The sequence below is a fragment of the Microbacterium sp. Marseille-Q6965 genome (genome assembly GCF_946151065.1).
Classification (GTDB): domain Bacteria; phylum Actinomycetota; class Actinomycetes; order Actinomycetales; family Microbacteriaceae; genus Microbacterium.
This window is the reverse complement of the sequence record NZ_CAMGZA010000001.1, coordinates 1,208,529-1,224,275: the sequence shown is the minus strand read 5'-3', so window position 1 is coordinate 1,224,275 and position 15,747 is coordinate 1,208,529. Positions and strand designations below refer to the sequence as shown.

Below are 15,747 nucleotides of genomic sequence, written 5' to 3'. Positions count from 1 at the left end.
AGGCACCCATACGACCGGCCGCGTCACGGCCGGGGCACCAGGCGGCGGTTGTCCTCGCGCCGCGACTGCTCGCCCGCCAGGAGGCGCTGGGCCTGTGCGATCGTCTCCGCGGCCCGTGCGCGCGGAACCACCGCCGCCCCGTCGTCGTCGCCCACGATCCAGTCTCCGGGCATCACCGGCACGCCGCCGATCGCGACGGGCTCCTGCAAGCGGAAGGGGCCGGTCTTCCACGGGCCGGCGGGCGTCACCGCGCGGGCGAAGACCGGCACCCCCACCGCCTGGAGTTCGACGACATCGCGCGCGGCGCCGTCCAGGACGATTCCCCCGACCTCGAGCGCCTTGGCCTTCTCGGCCACGAGCTCCCCGATGAGTGCCCGGCTCTCGTCCCCGCCGCCGGCCACGACGAGGATCTCACCCCTGCGGATCTGCTCGAACGCCGCGTGGATCCCCTGGTTGTCGCCGGGTCGGGTCCACACCGTGAAGGCCGGCCCCGAGACGCGTGCGCCCGGCCACAGCGGCCGCACCCCTGACGCGACGCCGAATCGATCCATGGCGTCGGAGAGCGTGGCGACGGGATAGGCGCCGGCGGGGGGCAGAGGGGAATCGGGCATCAGGCTCCTTCGGCTGGTGCGACGGCGTCGCGTCTCAGGTGACGTCGACGGCCGGCGGGAGACCGGCGCGTCGGATGTCCTCGGCCGCGCTCTGCAGGGCCGAGACGAACTCGGGAATGCGCTCGTCGGTGAAGCGCGTCGTGGGCCCGCCGATGGCCAGGACCACTGCGCGTGCCCCGCGCGCGAGCGGAACCGCGACGCCGCTGATGCCGGGTTCGCGCTCCCCGTGGGTGACGGCCCAGCCCCGAGCGCGCACGTCGGCGACCCGTGCGGCGAGTCGAGCCTCGTCCAGGGCAGCGGCGTCGGGATCCGAGCGCAATGCCGAAAGCGCCCGCGGCGCGGCGTCGGCTTCGTCCCCGGCGGCCAGGAGGACGAGCGCGGAGGCGCCCCGCCACAACGGCAGTCGATCGCCCACCTGCACCACGTGGCGGACGGCATGCGGCCCGGGCGCCTGTGCGAGGGCGAGGCGGCGGGTCCCCTCCCGCACGTACACGCTCACGGTCTCGCCGACCTCGGTCGCCAGCTGCGCCATCCGCTCCTGAGCGGCCGTCGGCATCGCCCATGCGGCCTGAGCGAACACCGCCCAGCGGGCCATGCGCGAGCCGACCGCCACGCCACCGTCGGGGAGCGATTCCAGCATCCGCTCCGCCACGAGGGTGTCCACCAGCCGCAGCACCGTCGTGCGCGGCAGGCCCACCCGGCGGACGAGCTCCGACAGGCCCATGCTCGCCTCGCCGGCGGTGGCGAACGCGTCGAGGACGGCGAGGGCGCGGCTGACCGACCGGACGGTCGCGGTCTGCGCGGTACCCGACATGGCTCCTCCTTGCGTCGGCCCGGTGCGAGTTGCACCCGAGCGCAGGGTCAGGCTACCGTCAGGCGGACATACTTGTCCACGTAGCGGACAGCAATCGCCATCGATCGTCACGAGGGAGTGACCGTGAAACGCAAACGCATACTGCTGGGCGGCGTCGGCATCGCCGCAACGGCGGTGCTGGCGGGGTTCGCCGCCGTCGACGCCAGCGGGTCCGACGCCGGCGCATCCCCGCGCTCATCGCTCACGCTGCTGGCGCCGGCCGCGCCGGGCGGTGGCTGGGACACGGCGTCGCGCGAGGCGCAGCAGGCGATGCGCGCGGAGTCGATCGTGAACAACGTGCAGGTGGTCAACGCCCCGGGCGCCGGCGGCGCGATCGGGCTCTCGCAGTTCGCCGACATGCCTGCCGACCCCACGCAGCTGATGATGACCGGCACGGTCATGCTCGGTGCGATCAACATGAACGCCTCGGACGCCGACCTGTCCGACACCACGCCCATCGCCCGACTGGCGGAGGACTACGAGGTGCTCATCGTCCCGGCCGACTCGCCGTACGAGGACTACGGGGACTTCCTGGAGGCCTGGATCGCCGACCCGCACGGCATGGCGGTGGGCGGCGGCGGCATGGGCGGGACGGACCACCTGCTGGCAGGGCTCATCGCGCGGGAGTCGGGGATCGACCCGACCGAGATGAACTACATCTCCTACGCCGGCGGTGGGGAGGTCCTCACGGCGCTGCTGTCGCACACCGTGGACGTGGGGATCAGCAGCTACAACGAGTTCCAGGACCAGATCGAGGCGGGCAATCTGCGTGCCCTTGCGCTCTCGGCCGAGGAGCCCGTGCCGGCCATCGACGTACCCACGCTCATCGAACAGGGCACCGATGTGGCGCTCCCGAACTGGCGCGGCCTCGTCGCGCGCGGGGGCATCACCGACGAGCAGCGAGAGGAGCTGATCGCCATCGTGGAGGAGCTCGTCGCGTCCGCGACATGGCAGGACGCGCTGGAGCGGAACAACTGGGTGCCGTCGGTGATCACGGGCGACGAGTTCGCCGCGTTCATCGAAGAGGATCAGGCCCGCGTCGACGCGATCATCGAGGAGCTGGGACTGTGACCGGTATCGTCCGCCTCGAGCCGCACGCCCGCGGCGGCATCCGGTCCGAGGGGTTCCTTCGCCGGCGCACGGCGCTGATCGTGCCCCTCGTGCTCGTCGTCTTCGCGCTCTTCCTCATCGTGGGAATCATCACGATGGAGATCCCCGCGGCCGTCGCCTTCCCCGGCCCCCAGGTGTTCCCCGGGATCGTCGCGGCGGGCTGCCTCGTCGTGGCCGCGCTGTTCACGATCGACGTGATCCGCCGCCCCGAGCCGGCGGACGTCGCGCCGCGCTCCGAGACGAGCCTCGACGTGGCGCGCGGGGGCGTGGAGCTCGACGACGAGGAGCGCGCGGTGCTCTCCGAGATCGAGGCCGAGGGCGCTCCGGCCCCGCATGACGAGCCCGTGCGCGTGCGCAGCAACCACCGGGCGCTCTTGAGCGTCGTGGCGGTGCTGGTCGTGTTCACCGCGGCGCTCACGCCGGTCGGATGGCTCCTCTCGGGCGCCTTCCTGTTCTGGGGCGTCGCCTGGTCGCTGGGCAGCCGACGACCGGTGTTCGACATCGTCGTCGCCATCGCCATCTCCTCGATCGTCCAGCTCGCCTTCTCGGCGGGCCTGGGCCTCAACCTTCCCCCCGGCATCCTGGCAGGAGTGTTCTGATGGACGCGTTGGCCAACCTCGGCGAGGGGTTCCTCGACGTCCTCACCCCCATGAACATGCTCTGGGTGGTGGTCGGGGCGCTGCTCGGCACCGCCGTGGGGGTGCTTCCCGGTCTCGGCAGTGCCATGGCCGTGGCACTGCTCCTGCCCGTCACCTTCTCGCTCGACCCGATCGGCGCCTTCATCATGTTCGCCGGTGTGCTGTTCGGCGGGCTCTTCGGCGATTCGATCGCCGGCATCCTGATGAACACCCCCGGCAACAGCACGGCGATCGCAGGATCGATCGAGGGGCACAGGATGGCGCGTAGTGGGCGCGCAGCCCAGGCGCTCGCGACCTCGGCGATCGGCGCGTTCATCGGCGGCATCATCGCCTCTGTCCTCGTGGTGTTCTTCGCACCGCGCCTCGCCGAACTGGCGACGCTGTTCGGGCCGGCGGAGTACTTCGCGCTGACGGTCTTCGCCTTCGTCGCCATCTCGGCCGTCGTCAGCGACTCCGTCATCCGGGGCCTGGCGTCGCTCGCGATGGGACTGGTCATCGCGATGATCGGCATCGACAGCATCTCGGGGGCGATTCGCTTCACCGGGGGCGTGCCGGAACTGTTCGACGGGATCGACATCGTCGTCGTCACGGTGGGCCTGCTCGCCCTCGGCGAGGTTCTCGCCGTCGCGGCGCGCCGCGGCACCCGGGACGACCTGGGGGTCGTGCCGTCCTCCGGGCGGCTCTGGCTGTCGTGGTCCGAGCTGCGTCAGGCGGGCCCGGCGTGGCTGCGCGGCACTGCCATCGGCGTGCCGTTCGGCATCATCCCCGTCGGCGGCTCGGAGGTGCCCACGTTCCTCGCCTACGGCGCCGAGCGACGCCTCGACGCCCGCCGCAAGCGCCCGCTGTTCGGGCGCGGCGCGATCCAGGGTGTGGCCGGCCCGGAAGCGGCCGGCAACGCGACCGCCGGAACCGCCATGGGCGCCCTGCTCGCGCTCGGGCTGCCGACCTCCGCCACCGCAGCCATCATGCTCGCCGCGTTCCGGCAGTACGGGCTGCAGCCAGGGCCGCTCCTCTTCGACCGCGCACCCGACCTCGTCTGGGCGCTGCTCGCGAGCTTCTTCGTCGGCATGGTGGTGCTCCTCATCCTGAACCTGCCCTTCGCACCGCTGTGGGCGAAGCTGCTGAAGGTGCCCAAGCACTATCTCTACGCGGGGATCTCGGTCTTCGCCATGCTCGGCGTCTACGCCACGAGCAGCCGCATCCTCGACCTCGTGCTGGTGCTCGCGCTCGCCGCGCTGGCGTTCATGATGCGCCGGTACGGGATGCCCGTGGCGCCGATGATCATCGGCGTCATCCTCGGGCCGCTCGCCGAAACGGAGTTCCGTCGGGCGCTCGCCGTGAGCGAGGGCGACCCCGGCATCCTCGTGTCGAGCCCGATCACGGTCGGCCTCTATGTCGTCCTGCTCGCGGTGGTGGCGTTCGTCATCGGTCAGCGCGTGATGGCGAAGCGCCGGGGAGTGCGGGCGTGACGATGGGCGGTGACCGTCCCCTCGAGGGGATCCGCGTGCTCGACATGACGAACGTGCTCGCGGGTCCCTTCGCGGGGTACCAGCTCGCGCTGCTCGGTGCGGAGGTCATCAAGATCGAGGCGCCCGGCGGCGGAGATCTCGCGCGCAAGCTGGGCACCTCTGCGGAACTGAACGGCCGCAACCTCGGGATCTCCTTCCTCGCCCAGAACGCGCAGAAGCGCTCGATCACGGTCGATCTGAAGCGGGAGTCCGGTCGTGAGGTCTTCGCGCGGCTGGTCGCCGACGCCGACGTGCTCTGCGAGAACTTCCGGCCGGGCGTGCTCGAGCGCCTCGGCTTCTCTTGGGAGCGCCTGCGCGCCCTCAACCCGGGGCTCGTCTACTGCGCGATCTCGGGCTTCGGGCAGACGGGGCCGCTGCGCTCGAAGCCCGCGTACGACCAGATCATCCAGGGAATGTCGGGGATGATGAGCGTGACCGGCGACGGCGACACCTCCCCCCTGCGTGCCGGGTATCCGATCGCCGACACGCTGGGCGGGCTGGCGGCGGCGTTCGCGATCAGCTCGGCGCTCGTCGGCCGCGCGCGCACGGGCGCGGGCTGCGCCATCGACGTCTCGATGCTTGAGACCGCGGTCACCGCGATGGGCTGGGTGGTGTCCAACTACCTCGTCGGCGGCACCGAGCCGCTCGCGCTCGGCAATGACAACGGCACGGCGGCCCCCTCCGGGACGTTCCGTACCGCAGGCGGCGCGCTCAACATCGCCGCCAACAAGCAGGAGCAGTTCGAAACACTGTGCCGTCTCATCGGCCGCCCCGACCTCCTCGCCGACGAGCGTTTCGTCGAACGCGAGTCGCGAAAGCGCCATCGCGCCGCCCTCACGAGCGAGATCGAGGCGGCGCTGGTCGCGCACGACGCCGACCACTGGGCGGACGCGCTCAGCGAGGCGGGTGTGCCGGCCGCCCCCGTCCTCACCGTGCCGCAGATGCTCGAGAGTCCCCAGATCCGAGAGCGTGAGCTGGTGCACGAGCTGCCGTTCCCCGGCGACTCCGAACGCACGCTCCCCGTGCTGGGGCACGGGATCCGGATCGACGGTCGTGCGAGCGCCCCGGTGGACCCGCCGCCCCTGCTCGGCGAGCACACGCGCGAGATCCTTCGAGGCCTGGGCTACTCGGACGACGAGATCCACGAGTTGGAGAAGGAGGGCGCCGTATGACCGACGGTGACAGGACCGTGGCCGACACCACGGCATGGTGGGCGACCGGCGTGACTCGCATCGCTCCGGGAGAGATCGGCTACCGCGGCTACGCGGTGCAGGACCTCATCGCCGAGAGCGACTTCGTGAGCACGATCTGGCTGCTCACCCGAGGTGAGCTGCCGGATGCCACGACCCGCCGGCTGCTCGACGCGGTGCTGGTGGCGAGCGCCGACCACGGCCCGCAGGCGCCGTCGATCGCGAGCGCGAGAATGGCGATCACGTGCGGCGTCGGCGTCAACTCCGCCGTGGCCAACGGTGTGAACGTGCTCGGCGACACGCACGGTGGAGCCGGGCAGCAGTGCGTCGCCCTGCTGCAGCGCCTCGTTGCGGCGGAGCGCGAGGGCCGCGACATCGACGAGCTCGCGATCGATGCCGTGGCCGACCATCGCGCGCGCGGCGCGTTCGTGCCCGGATTCGGGCATCGCTTCCATCCGCGTGACCCACGCCGTGACCCGATCCTTGCCCTCGTCGAGCGGGCGGTCGCGGGCGGTGAGCTCGAGGGGGCGGCGCTGCGGGCGGGGCTCGCGCTGGAACGCGCCCTGGCCGCGCGCGGCCGGCCGATCCCCATGAACATCGACGGCATCTCGGCGATCGTGTACGCCGAGCTCGGGGTGGAGCCCGAGCTCGCCCGCGGACTGTTCGTGCTCTCGCGATCGGTGGGCATCCTGGCACATGCGTGGGAGGAGGCCGGCACGGGGCGGCGCATCAAGGGCCCGCTTCCCCCGCCGCTGCTCGCCGACTACACCGGCCCGCAGGCGCGGCCCCTCTGAGCCTGGGCGCGCGTTTCCCCCGCCGCACACCGCACGGGCCGGCCCTCGTGGCCGGATAGCGCATCCGCGGTGGCGCGCGAAAGGGGGTTCCGGGCACGCGCGTGCCCGCGGGAGGCTGAGGCCATGGTGTTCATCGGATTCCATGCCTCGCACGAGCAGATCGCGCCGAGCGCGCTGCTCGACGACGTGCGCCGTGCGGAGGAGGTCGGCTTCGACGGCGCGATGTGCTCGGATCACCTCGCCCCCTGGAGCCCGCGGCAGGGGCAGTCGGGGTTCGCGTGGAGCTGGCTCGGCGCCGCCCTCGCGCAGACCCGCTTCCCCTTCGGCGTGGTGACCGCCCCGGGGCAGCGCTACCACCCGGTGGTGCTCGGCCAGGCGATCGGCACCCTCGCCGAGATGTTTCCCGGCCGGTTCTGGGCGGCGCTCGGCAGCGGCGAGGCCATGAACGAGCACGTCACCGGCGACCCCTGGCCGCCGAAGAGCGAGCGCAATGAGCGACTGCGCGAGAGCGCGGATGTGATGCGGCGGCTGCTGGCGGGGGAGGAGGTCACCCACGAGGGGCGCGTCACCGTGCATCGCGCCCGCGTGTGGAGCCGTCCGGAGGTCGCGCCGCCCTTCCTCGCGGCCGCCACGAGCCCCGAGACCGCGGGCTGGGCAGCCGCCTGGGCGGACGGACTGGCCACGGTGGCCCAGGAACCCGCGGCGCTGCAGAGGGTCGTCGACGCCTACCGATCGGCCGGGGGGTCCGGACCGTGCGTGCTCCAGGTGCACGTGAGCTGGGGCGAATCCGACGGCGAGGCCTTCGCGATCGCCCGGGATCAGTGGCGCAACGGGCTCGTATCGCCGCCGCGCTGCTGGGACATCGAGCAGCCCGAGGATTTCGACGCGGAGGTGGGCGAGGTCGACGAGGAGGCGCTGCGCAAGGCGGTGATCGTCGCCAGCGACGCCCGTGACCTTGCCGAACGCGTCGCCGAGCTCGCGCGGATCGGCTTCGACCGCGTCTACCTGCATCACGTGGGGCAGGATCAGTCGGCCTTCCTCGCGGCGGCCGAGGCCGACATCCTTCCCCTGATCCGGGAGCGGGCATGAGGCTCACCGACACGAGCGATCTGTGGTGGAAGTCCGCCGTCATCTACTGCCTCGACGTCGAGAAGTTCTTCGACTCGGATGGCGATGGGGTGGGCGACCTGCAGGGGCTGGCGGCCCGCATCGACTATCTCGCGCAGATCGGCGTCACGTGCCTGTGGCTCATGCCGATCTATCCGAGCCCGCGCCGCGACGACGGCTATGACGTCACGGACTTCTACGGGATCGACCCGCGCCTGGGCACCCACGGCGACTTCGTCGAGGTGGTGCGCACGGCCAAGGATCGCGGCATGCGAGTGATCGTCGACCTCGTCATCAATCACACCTCAGACCGCCACCCATGGTTCGTCTCGGCCAAGCGCAGCGTCGACTCGCCCTTCCGCGACTTCTACGTCTGGCGTGACGATCCCCCACCCAAGGGGCAGGCGAACCCCGTCTTCCCCGGCGAGGCCGACGGGGTGTGGACCCGGGACGAGAAGTCGGGGCAGTGGTATCTGCACAGCTTCTACGAGCATCAACCCGACCTCAACGTCGCCAACCCGCGCGTGCGCGACGAAATCGCGAAGACGGTCGGCTTCTGGCTCGAGCTGGGCGTGTCGGGCTTCCGGGTCGACGCCGTGCCGTTCCTGCTCGAAGTGCCCGAGGGGGCCGACATGGCCAACCCCCACGACTTCCTGCGCGACATCCGCCGCTTCCTGCAGCGCCGCTCCAGCGAGGCGATGCTGCTCGGGGAGGTCAACCTGCCGTACGACCAGCAGGTGGCGTACTTCGGCGCGCAGGACGACGGCCAGGAGCTGACGATGCAGTTCGACTTCGCGGCGATGCAGCGCCTGTATCTGTCGCTCGTCCGCCACGATCCGGCCCCGCTGGTCGAGACGCTGAACACACGCCCGCAGCTGCCGGTGGAGACGCAGTGGGCGAACTTTCTGCGCAACCACGACGAGCTGACGCTGGATCAGCTTGCGCAGGACGAGCGCCAGGAGGTGTTCGAGGCGCTCGCGCCCGACGAACGGCAGCGCGTGTACGGTCGCGGCATCGTGCGCCGGCTGCCGCCCATGCTGCAGGGCGACCCCCGGCGCATACGGATGGCGTACAGCCTGCTGTTCACGCTGCCGGGAACTCCCGTGCTCTTCTACGGCGAGGAGATCGGGATGGGTGAGAATCCCGAGATGCCCGGGCGGCATGCCGTGCGCACGCCCATGCAGTGGTCGCGCGAGCGCAACGGCGGATTCTCCGACGCGCCGTCCCGGCGGCTCGCCTCACGCCCGCCCGAGGGAGGTTACGGTCCGCAGCACGTGAGCGTGGCCGACCAGCTGGAGGATCCGGGGTCGCTCCTGCACTTCTTCCGCGACCTCATCTCGCGCTACCGCATGTCTCCCGAACTGGGGTGGGGTCGCTTCGAGGTCCTTCCTCAGGACGCGCCCGCCGTGCTCGTGCACTCGCTGACGGCGGACGTGGGTCGCATGATCGCCGTGCACAACTTCGCCGATGCCCCCACCGTCACCCGGTTCCGCCTCGAGGGTGAGCCCGACGGCGTCTCGCTGGTCGACCTGCTCTCGCCGCAGCGGATCGAGGTGGGGGAGGGGCGCGAGGTCGAGCTCGAGCTGCCCGCGTACGGGTATCGCTGGCTGCGCGTCTCGCGACCCGGCGACGGCCGCCTCACCTAGCGCGGCCGGTCACCGTCAGCGGCGCCGCCACCAGCGGCGCGGCGGCTGCGGCTCCTGCTCCCGCGCGCGGGCGGCGGCGCGGGCGCGCGCCGCGCGGCGCTCCCGCCAAGCGGCGAGCTCGGCCTCGACGTCGTGCTCCGGCGTGACCACGGGCGGCCCGCCCAGCAGCTGCAGGCGCGCCTGCCGCACCCGGGCGTTGAAGTCGTCGACGTACTCGCGTACGTCCCGTTCGTGGCTGAGCGCATCCAGACGCTCCGCGAACTCGGCGTGCTCGACCCGCAGCGCCAGCGCGGGCGGTCCGAGCCCGGTCAGCTGTTCGCGCTCGATCTTGCGTCGCACCCACCAGTCGGGATCGTGGCGCTCGCCCAGCCCCTCCAGCGGTTTTCCCGCCCCGGGCAGGTTGTCGAACTCGCCGCGGCGGATGGCCTGCTGAACCGCCTGCTCCACCACCGCCGCGCGCTCTTCTGCGGTCGACCACCGTGGTCCCTGTCGGGGTGCGTCCGCCTCATCCTCACGCGGCAGGACGCCGTCGCGTTCCAAGCGGTAGCGCGCCGCTGCCAGGCGCGGGTCCTCCGCGTCCCCCGTGACGTCGTCTCGCGCGGCCATGCCTCCACGGTACGACGGGCCGGGCCTCGGCGGCTCCGATCGGCGTAGGGTCGGACCATGCCCATCGACATCCCTCGCATCGCGCTCAACGACGGACGGCCCTTCGCGCAGATCGGCTTCGGCACCTACAAGCTCACGGGCGACGACGGCGTCGCCGCGATCGAAGCGGCCATCGCCAACGGTTATCGCGTGCTCGACACAGCCGTGAACTACGGAAACGAGCGCGAGGTCGGCGAGGCGGTGCGCCGCAGCGGGATCGACCGCGACGAGATCATCGTGACGACGAAGGTGCCCGGGCGGCACCACGGCTACGACGAGGCGATCGCCAGCGGTCGCGCCTCGAACGAGACGCTCGGTCTCGGCCGCGTCGACGTGCTGCTCATCCACTGGCCGAACCCCCGCGTGGACAAGTACGTCGACACGTTCCGCGGCATGATCGCGCTGCGCGATGAGGGCGTCGTCGGTTCGGTCGGAGTGTCCAACTTCACCATTCCCATGCTGGAGCGCCTCATCGCCGAGACCGGTGTGGTCCCGGCCGTCAACCAGGTGGAGCTGCACCCGTACTTCCCGCAGGCCGAGCTGCGCGCCTTCCACGCCGAGCACGGCATCCGCACCGAGAGCTGGAGCCCCCTCGGCCGCCGCAGCGACCTGCTGAGCGAGCCGGTGCTGCACGACATCGCCGCCGCGCACGGCGTCGGCCCCACGCAGGTGGTCGTCCGGTGGCACGTTCAGCTGGGTGCCACCCCGATCCCCAAGTCGGCCGATCCGGCCCGTCAGATCGAGAATGCCGACGTCTTCGGCTTCGAGTTGACCGACGGGGAGGTCGCGGCGATCTCGGCGCTCGAGCGCGGCCGCATCTGGGGCGGAGACCCCGACACGCACGAGGAGATGTAGGGCGCGGCCGGGCACGTGCCCGGTGGATCAGTGGGGCGCGTGGTAGCCGGCGTCGCCGCGCTTCCAGTAGCCCTTGACGACGATGTGCTCGGGGCTCAGGTCCCAGCGCTCGCAGAGCAGCGCGCGGCCGTGCTTCACGATCGCCTGCTCGGCGGCGACGAACCCGAAGATCGACCCCGTGGGGCGCTGCTCGGTGGTCACGGCGTCGAGGGCGGCCGCGAGGGCCCTGCCCTCAGCGGCGCCGTCGCGATGCACGTACTCCACGGGCACGGGGGCCTCGATCGGGATCTCGTGCCCGGCGTCCGCGACCTCCACGACGATGCGCGCGTCGGCGCCCGCGGGAATCAGCGCCGCGTAGCGACGGATCTGGGGGACGGCCGTCTCATCGCCCGCCAGGAACCAGGCGTCCGGCATGCCCTGGATGCGCATCGAACCGCGGGGCCCGCCGACGCCCGCGATCGCCCCGAGCGGGGCTGTCGCCGCCCAGACCCCGGCGACACCCTCGTCGCCGTGCACCGCGAACTCGAGGTCGAGCCAGTCCTCCCCCCACGCCAGTGGCGTGAACTCACGGCTGGGCAGCGCGCGCAGCTCGTCGACGGTGCCGAAGCGGGCCTCGGCGGTCTCGGGGCCGCCGAAGAAGACGCGGATGTGGTCGTCGTGCCCCGAGGGGCCGAAGCCGACGAGGTCGTCGCCCTGCAGGCGCACGCGGATGTAGTGGGGCGTGATGACCTCGCGGGAGACGAGACGCGTGGCACGGAACTTCAGCTCCTGCGGCTCGCGCTCGAGGGTGAAGGCCGACGCAGGGGCGGTGTTCGACAGCGTCATGAAAGTTAGGCTAACCTACCCAACGGCAGGTTAGGTGTGGCTTACCTGGGTCCCCGCCCGCCGATCCCCTTCACCGACGGAGACGCGGCTGATACCGCGCACCTCCGGATTGGAGCATGTCCATGAAGACGAACCGCCCGCTCGCGACGCTCTCGATCGTCGCCGCATCCGCTCTCGCGCTCGCCGGCTGCGCCGCGGCCGACGCCGCGGCGCCCGAGGGCACCCCGGAGCCTGGCACCGCCGAGCCGCTGGTGTGGGACTTCGCGTTCAACACGGCGGGCGAGGACGAGGAGCCGGCCTACGAGGACGTGAGCGTGGAGGTTCCCCGCGACCCCGAGAAGGTCGTGATCTTCGACATGGCGTCCTTCGACACGTGGACGAGCCTGGGCGGCGAGGTGGCCGGTGCGCCGCTCGACTCCGTGCCCGACTACCTCGCGGACGGCCTCGCCGCCGACGCGTTCAACGCCGGCACGCTTTTCGAGGCCGACGTGCTGGCGATCGCGGAGCAGGAGCCGGACCTCATCATCCTGGGCGGCCGTTCGGCGGCGCTCTATGACGAGCTGAAGGACATCGCGCCGACGATCGACATGTCGTCGCAGGGTTCCTTCGAGGAGACCCTCGAGCGCAACGTCACGTTCCTCGGGGAGGTGCTGGGTGCGCAGGACGAGGCGGCCGCGGCGCTCGAGGAGCTCGAGGCGGGCATCGCGGAGGCCCGGGAGGTCACGGCCGAGGCGGGCACGGGCCTCGGCGTCATGGTCTCGGGCGACGGCATCTCGGCGCTCAAGCCGTCGCTGGGTGACTACTCCGGTCGGAACCTGCGCGGCGGGCTCATCTACGACGTGTTCGGCGTGGAGCCGGCGGTCGACGACATCGAAGCGGCGACGCACGGCGAGCCGATCTCGTTCGAGTTCCTGCTCGAGACCAACCCCGACTACCTGTGGGTGATCGACCGCAACGCGGCCACGGGCGAGTCGAGCGAGTCGGCGGCCGCGATCCTCGACAACGACATCGTGAAGCAGACGACCGCGGCGCAGGAGGGGCACATCGTCTACCTCGACCCGGTGGCCTGGTACATCGTGTTCGGCGGCATCGAGACGACCCAGATCATGACCGACGACGTCATGCAGATCGCGGAGTAAGGCGCCAGCCCTCCCCATGCGGTTCCTCTGATGGCCGTCGCCCCGGCCACGTCGCTGACGAGCACCCCCACCCCCGCACGCCGCCCCCGGCGCGCGTGGGTGGGGGTGCTCATCGGCGTTCTCCTCGTGGCGCTGTCGGTGCTGAGCCTCTTCATCGGCGCGTCGAGCGACGTCTCCCTCGCGGGCGGCGTCAACACCGACGGCGACGGGGTCTTCCTGCTGCTGACGAGCCGCGTCCCCCGCACGGTGGCGCTCGTGCTCGTGGGCGCCTCGCTCGGCATCGCGGGCCTCATCATGCAGATGCTCGTGCGCAACAAGTTCGTCGAGCCCTCGACCACCGGCGTGACGGAGTTCGGCTCGCTCGGCATGCTGCTGATCCTGCTGCTGTGGCCCGGCATGCCGGTCATGCTGCAGATGCTCGTCGTCTCGGCGTTCGCGCTCGTCGGCACCTGGGTGTTCCTGCGGGTCATCCGCCGCGTGCCCGTGCGGCACCTCGTGCTCGTGCCGCTCGTGGGCATCATGCTGGGCGGTGTGGTGGGGGCGGTGACGACCTTCCTCGCCTACAGCCAGGACCTGTTGCAGTCGCTGGGCCAGTGGGCCCAGGGCAGCTTCGCGAGCGTCATGACCGGCCGGTACGAGCTCGTGTGGTGCGCCGCCGCCATGGTGGTCGTCGCGTGGTTCGCCGCCGACCGCTTCAGCGTCATCGGGATGGGCGAGGAGTTCGCCACCAACCTCGGGCTGAACTACCGCCGGATCGTGGCGATCGGCATGCTGGTGACGGCGGTCATCACCGCAGCGGTGCTCGTGACGGCCGGCATGCTGCCGTTCCTCGGCCTCGTCGTGCCCAACATCGTGAGCCTCATCATCGGCGACAACGTGCGCCGTTCGATCCCGTGGGTCGCCGGCCTCGGCGCGCTCTTCGTCGTCGCGTGCGACATCCTGGCCCGCACGTTGCGCCACCCCTACGAGATCCCGCTGTCGGTGATCGTGGGCGTCGTCGGCGCCGCGCTGTTCCTGTGGCTCCTGCTGAGGAGGCGATCCCGTGCTCACTGAGGCACCCGTGGCGGTCACCGCCGTGCCGGCGCGCGCGGCGCTGGCCGGGCTGTGGGCCCGCCCCGCCGTGCGACTCGGCGTGCTCGCCGCGGCCGTCGCCGCCGTGATCGCGTTCTACCTGTTGTGGGATCTGCCGCCCAGCGTGCTGCTGCTCGGCCTGCAGATCCGCGGGCTGTCGGTGCTGACCATGATCGTCGTGGCCTCGGCCGTGGGCGTGTCCACCGTCGTGTTCCACACGATCACACAGAACCGCATCCTCACGCCATCGATCATGGGGTTCGACTCGTTCTTCGGCCTCATCGTGACCCTCACGGTGTTCCTGTTCGGCTCCGTGGGGTTCCTGCGCGCCGACGGCTACGTGATGTGGACCATCCAGGTGGCGGTGATGGTCGGGTTCAGTGTGCTTCTGTTCACGTGGATGTTCGGCGGGAAGCGCCGTTCGATCCATCTCATGCTGCTCGTGGGCATCGTGCTGGGCACGTTCTTCCGCAGCTTCACGGAGTGGATGCAGCGGATGCTCGACCCGCTCGACTTCGATGTGGTGGCAGACGCGATGTTCGCCTCGCTGACCAAGCCCGATCCGACGCTGCTGCTGTTCACGGCGATCCTCGTCGCGGGTGGCGTGGCCGTGCTGCTGCCGATGATGCGCACGCTCGACGTGCTCACGCTCGGCGAGCACGTCGCCGTGGGCTTGGGCGTGAATCACCGGCGCACGGTGATGATCCTCTTCCTCGTCGTCTCGGTCATGATCGCGGCGTCGACGGCGCTCGTCGGGCCGATCCTCTTCTTCGGGCTCATCGTCGCGAACCTGGCCTACTCGTACGCAGGATCGTTCCGCCACGTGTGGACCGTGCCGGCCGCCGTGCTGCTGGGCGTGCTGTGCCTCGTCGGCGGCCAGCTCCTGCTGGAGCAGGTGCTCGACTTCGGTGCGACGCTGTCGACCATCATCGAGTTCGTCGGCGGCCTGTTCTTCCTCTTCCTCGTGCTGCGAAAGGGGGCGCGATGATCGCGCTCGATGGCGCCACCAAGCGCTACGGACACACGACCGTGCTCGACGACGTCACCATCTCCTTCGGCGAGACGGGTGTGACCGCCCTGATCGGGCCGAACGGCGCCGGCAAGTCGACGCTCTTCGGGCTCGTCGGCCGCCTGATCCGCCCCGATGCGGGCACGGTCACGGTCGACGGCAAGGACGTGACGAAGGCCGACTCGCGCGATCTCGCCCGCACCATCGCCGTTCTCCGCCAGGACAACCACGTCGCCGCGCGGCTCACGGTGGAGGACCTCGTGGAGTTCGGGCGTTTCCCGCACTCCGGCGGACGCCTCACGGTCGCCGACCGCGAGCACATCGAGCGCGCGATCGACGACCTCGATCTGCAGCCCTACCGGCACCGCTTTCTCGACGAGCTTTCGGGCGGGCAGCGGCAGCGGGCGTTCGTGGCGATGGCACTGGCCCAGGACACCGAGTACGTGCTGCTGGACGAGCCGCTGAACAATCTCGACCCGAAGCACGCCGTCGCCCTCATGAAGCTCATCGCCGACCTGGCGGATGACCGTGGCTTGAAGATCGTCGTCGTGATGCACGACATCAACATCGCCGCCCAGTTCGCCGACACGATCGTCGCGATGCGGGACGGCCGCGTGCTGCACCACGGCCCCGTCGAGGAAGTCGTCACCGTGCCGAAGCTCGTGGAGCTCTATGAGACGCCCGTGCGCGTGGAGCAGCTGAACGGCCGCCGGGTCGTTCTCTGGGACTGATCGCTCGCACGCGAC

16 protein-coding genes are annotated in these 15,747 nt (G+C 71.1%); 12 read left to right on the top strand and 4 right to left on the bottom strand.

The window, feature by feature from the left end; genetic code table 11:
• Positions 1-23 precede the first annotated feature (23 nt).
• On the bottom strand, positions 24-611 hold the full coding sequence (locus tag N8N77_RS05835) for an RraA family protein (protein WP_261165360.1): 588 nt from the start codon (positions 609-611) through the stop codon (positions 24-26).
• 34 nt (positions 612-645) lie between these two features.
• Positions 646-1,425 carry an IclR family transcriptional regulator gene (locus N8N77_RS05830; RefSeq protein ID WP_261165357.1) on the bottom strand — a complete coding sequence of 260 codons (780 nt, stop codon included), beginning with the start codon at positions 1,423-1,425 and terminating at the stop codon, positions 646-648.
• A gap of 123 nt (positions 1,426-1,548) precedes the next feature.
• Between N8N77_RS05830 and N8N77_RS05825 the strand changes: the two genes are divergently transcribed.
• From N8N77_RS05825 to N8N77_RS05795, 7 genes are all read left to right on the top strand, one after another.
• Positions 1,549-2,535: a tripartite tricarboxylate transporter substrate binding protein gene (locus N8N77_RS05825; RefSeq protein WP_261165355.1), complete on the top strand. Its 987-nt coding sequence runs from the start codon at positions 1,549-1,551 to the stop codon at positions 2,533-2,535.
• Positions 2,532-3,173, top strand: a complete 642-nt coding sequence (locus N8N77_RS05820) for a tripartite tricarboxylate transporter TctB family protein (RefSeq protein WP_261165353.1) — start codon at positions 2,532-2,534, stop codon at positions 3,171-3,173. The genes N8N77_RS05825 and N8N77_RS05820 overlap by 4 nt, the downstream gene beginning before the upstream one ends.
• Entirely contained in the window at positions 3,173-4,681 is a 1,509-nt protein-coding gene (locus N8N77_RS05815) for a tripartite tricarboxylate transporter permease (protein WP_261165351.1), read from the top strand. The genes N8N77_RS05820 and N8N77_RS05815 overlap by 1 nt, the downstream gene beginning before the upstream one ends.
• A gap of 2 nt (positions 4,682-4,683) precedes the next feature.
• Positions 4,684-5,892 (top strand): CaiB/BaiF CoA-transferase family protein, encoded by a 1,209-nt coding sequence (locus N8N77_RS05810; protein ID WP_261165633.1) that lies wholly within the window; start codon positions 4,684-4,686, stop codon positions 5,890-5,892.
• Entirely contained in the window at positions 5,889-6,704 is an 816-nt protein-coding gene (locus N8N77_RS05805; protein WP_261165349.1) for a citryl-CoA lyase, read from the top strand. Before N8N77_RS05810 ends, N8N77_RS05805 begins: the two co-directional genes overlap by 4 nt.
• 123 nt (positions 6,705-6,827) lie before the next feature.
• Positions 6,828-7,793, top strand: coding sequence for a TIGR03885 family FMN-dependent LLM class oxidoreductase (locus N8N77_RS05800; RefSeq protein ID WP_261165347.1), 966 nt, complete (start codon positions 6,828-6,830; stop codon positions 7,791-7,793).
• A complete protein-coding gene (locus N8N77_RS05795; protein WP_261165345.1) occupies positions 7,790-9,457 on the top strand; it encodes an alpha-amylase family protein in 1,668 nt (555 codons plus the stop codon). Before N8N77_RS05800 ends, N8N77_RS05795 begins: the two co-directional genes overlap by 4 nt.
• Before the next feature lie 15 nt (positions 9,458-9,472).
• On the opposite strand, the gene N8N77_RS05790 is transcribed toward N8N77_RS05795, so the two are convergent.
• Complete coding sequence (locus N8N77_RS05790; protein ID WP_261165343.1) at positions 9,473-10,063, bottom strand: DUF1992 domain-containing protein; 591 nt, start codon at positions 10,061-10,063, stop codon at positions 9,473-9,475.
• 57 nt (positions 10,064-10,120) lie between these two features.
• Here N8N77_RS05790 and N8N77_RS05785 point away from each other — a divergent pair, with 57 nt between their 5' ends.
• Positions 10,121-10,957: an aldo/keto reductase gene (locus tag N8N77_RS05785; RefSeq protein ID WP_261165341.1), complete on the top strand. Its 837-nt coding sequence runs from the start codon at positions 10,121-10,123 to the stop codon at positions 10,955-10,957.
• A 27-nt stretch (positions 10,958-10,984) separates the two neighbouring features.
• On the opposite strand, the gene N8N77_RS05780 is transcribed toward N8N77_RS05785, so the two are convergent.
• Positions 10,985-11,782 (bottom strand): siderophore-interacting protein, encoded by a 798-nt coding sequence (locus N8N77_RS05780; protein ID WP_261165339.1) that lies wholly within the window; start codon positions 11,780-11,782, stop codon positions 10,985-10,987.
• Positions 11,783-11,898: 116 nt separating this feature from the next.
• Between N8N77_RS05780 and N8N77_RS05775 the strand changes: the two genes are divergently transcribed.
• Genes N8N77_RS05775 through N8N77_RS05760 form a run of 4 tightly spaced genes read left to right on the top strand, consistent with a single transcriptional unit; the run spans position 11,899 to position 15,732 of the window.
• Positions 11,899-12,921, top strand: coding sequence for a siderophore ABC transporter substrate-binding protein (locus N8N77_RS05775; RefSeq protein WP_261165337.1), 1,023 nt, complete (start codon positions 11,899-11,901; stop codon positions 12,919-12,921).
• Positions 12,922-12,951: 30 nt separating this feature from the next.
• Entirely contained in the window at positions 12,952-13,974 is a 1,023-nt protein-coding gene (locus N8N77_RS05770; protein WP_261165335.1) for an ABC transporter permease, read from the top strand.
• The gene (locus tag N8N77_RS05765; RefSeq protein ID WP_261165333.1) at positions 13,964-14,980 is read left to right on the top strand and encodes an iron chelate uptake ABC transporter family permease subunit; all 1,017 of its coding nucleotides are present in this window, start codon (positions 13,964-13,966) and stop codon (positions 14,978-14,980) included. The genes N8N77_RS05770 and N8N77_RS05765 overlap by 11 nt, the downstream gene beginning before the upstream one ends.
• Positions 14,977-15,732 carry an ABC transporter ATP-binding protein gene (locus N8N77_RS05760; RefSeq protein WP_261165331.1) on the top strand — a complete coding sequence of 252 codons (756 nt, stop codon included), beginning with the start codon at positions 14,977-14,979 and terminating at the stop codon, positions 15,730-15,732. The genes N8N77_RS05765 and N8N77_RS05760 overlap by 4 nt, the downstream gene beginning before the upstream one ends.
• Positions 15,733-15,747 lie beyond the last annotated feature (15 nt).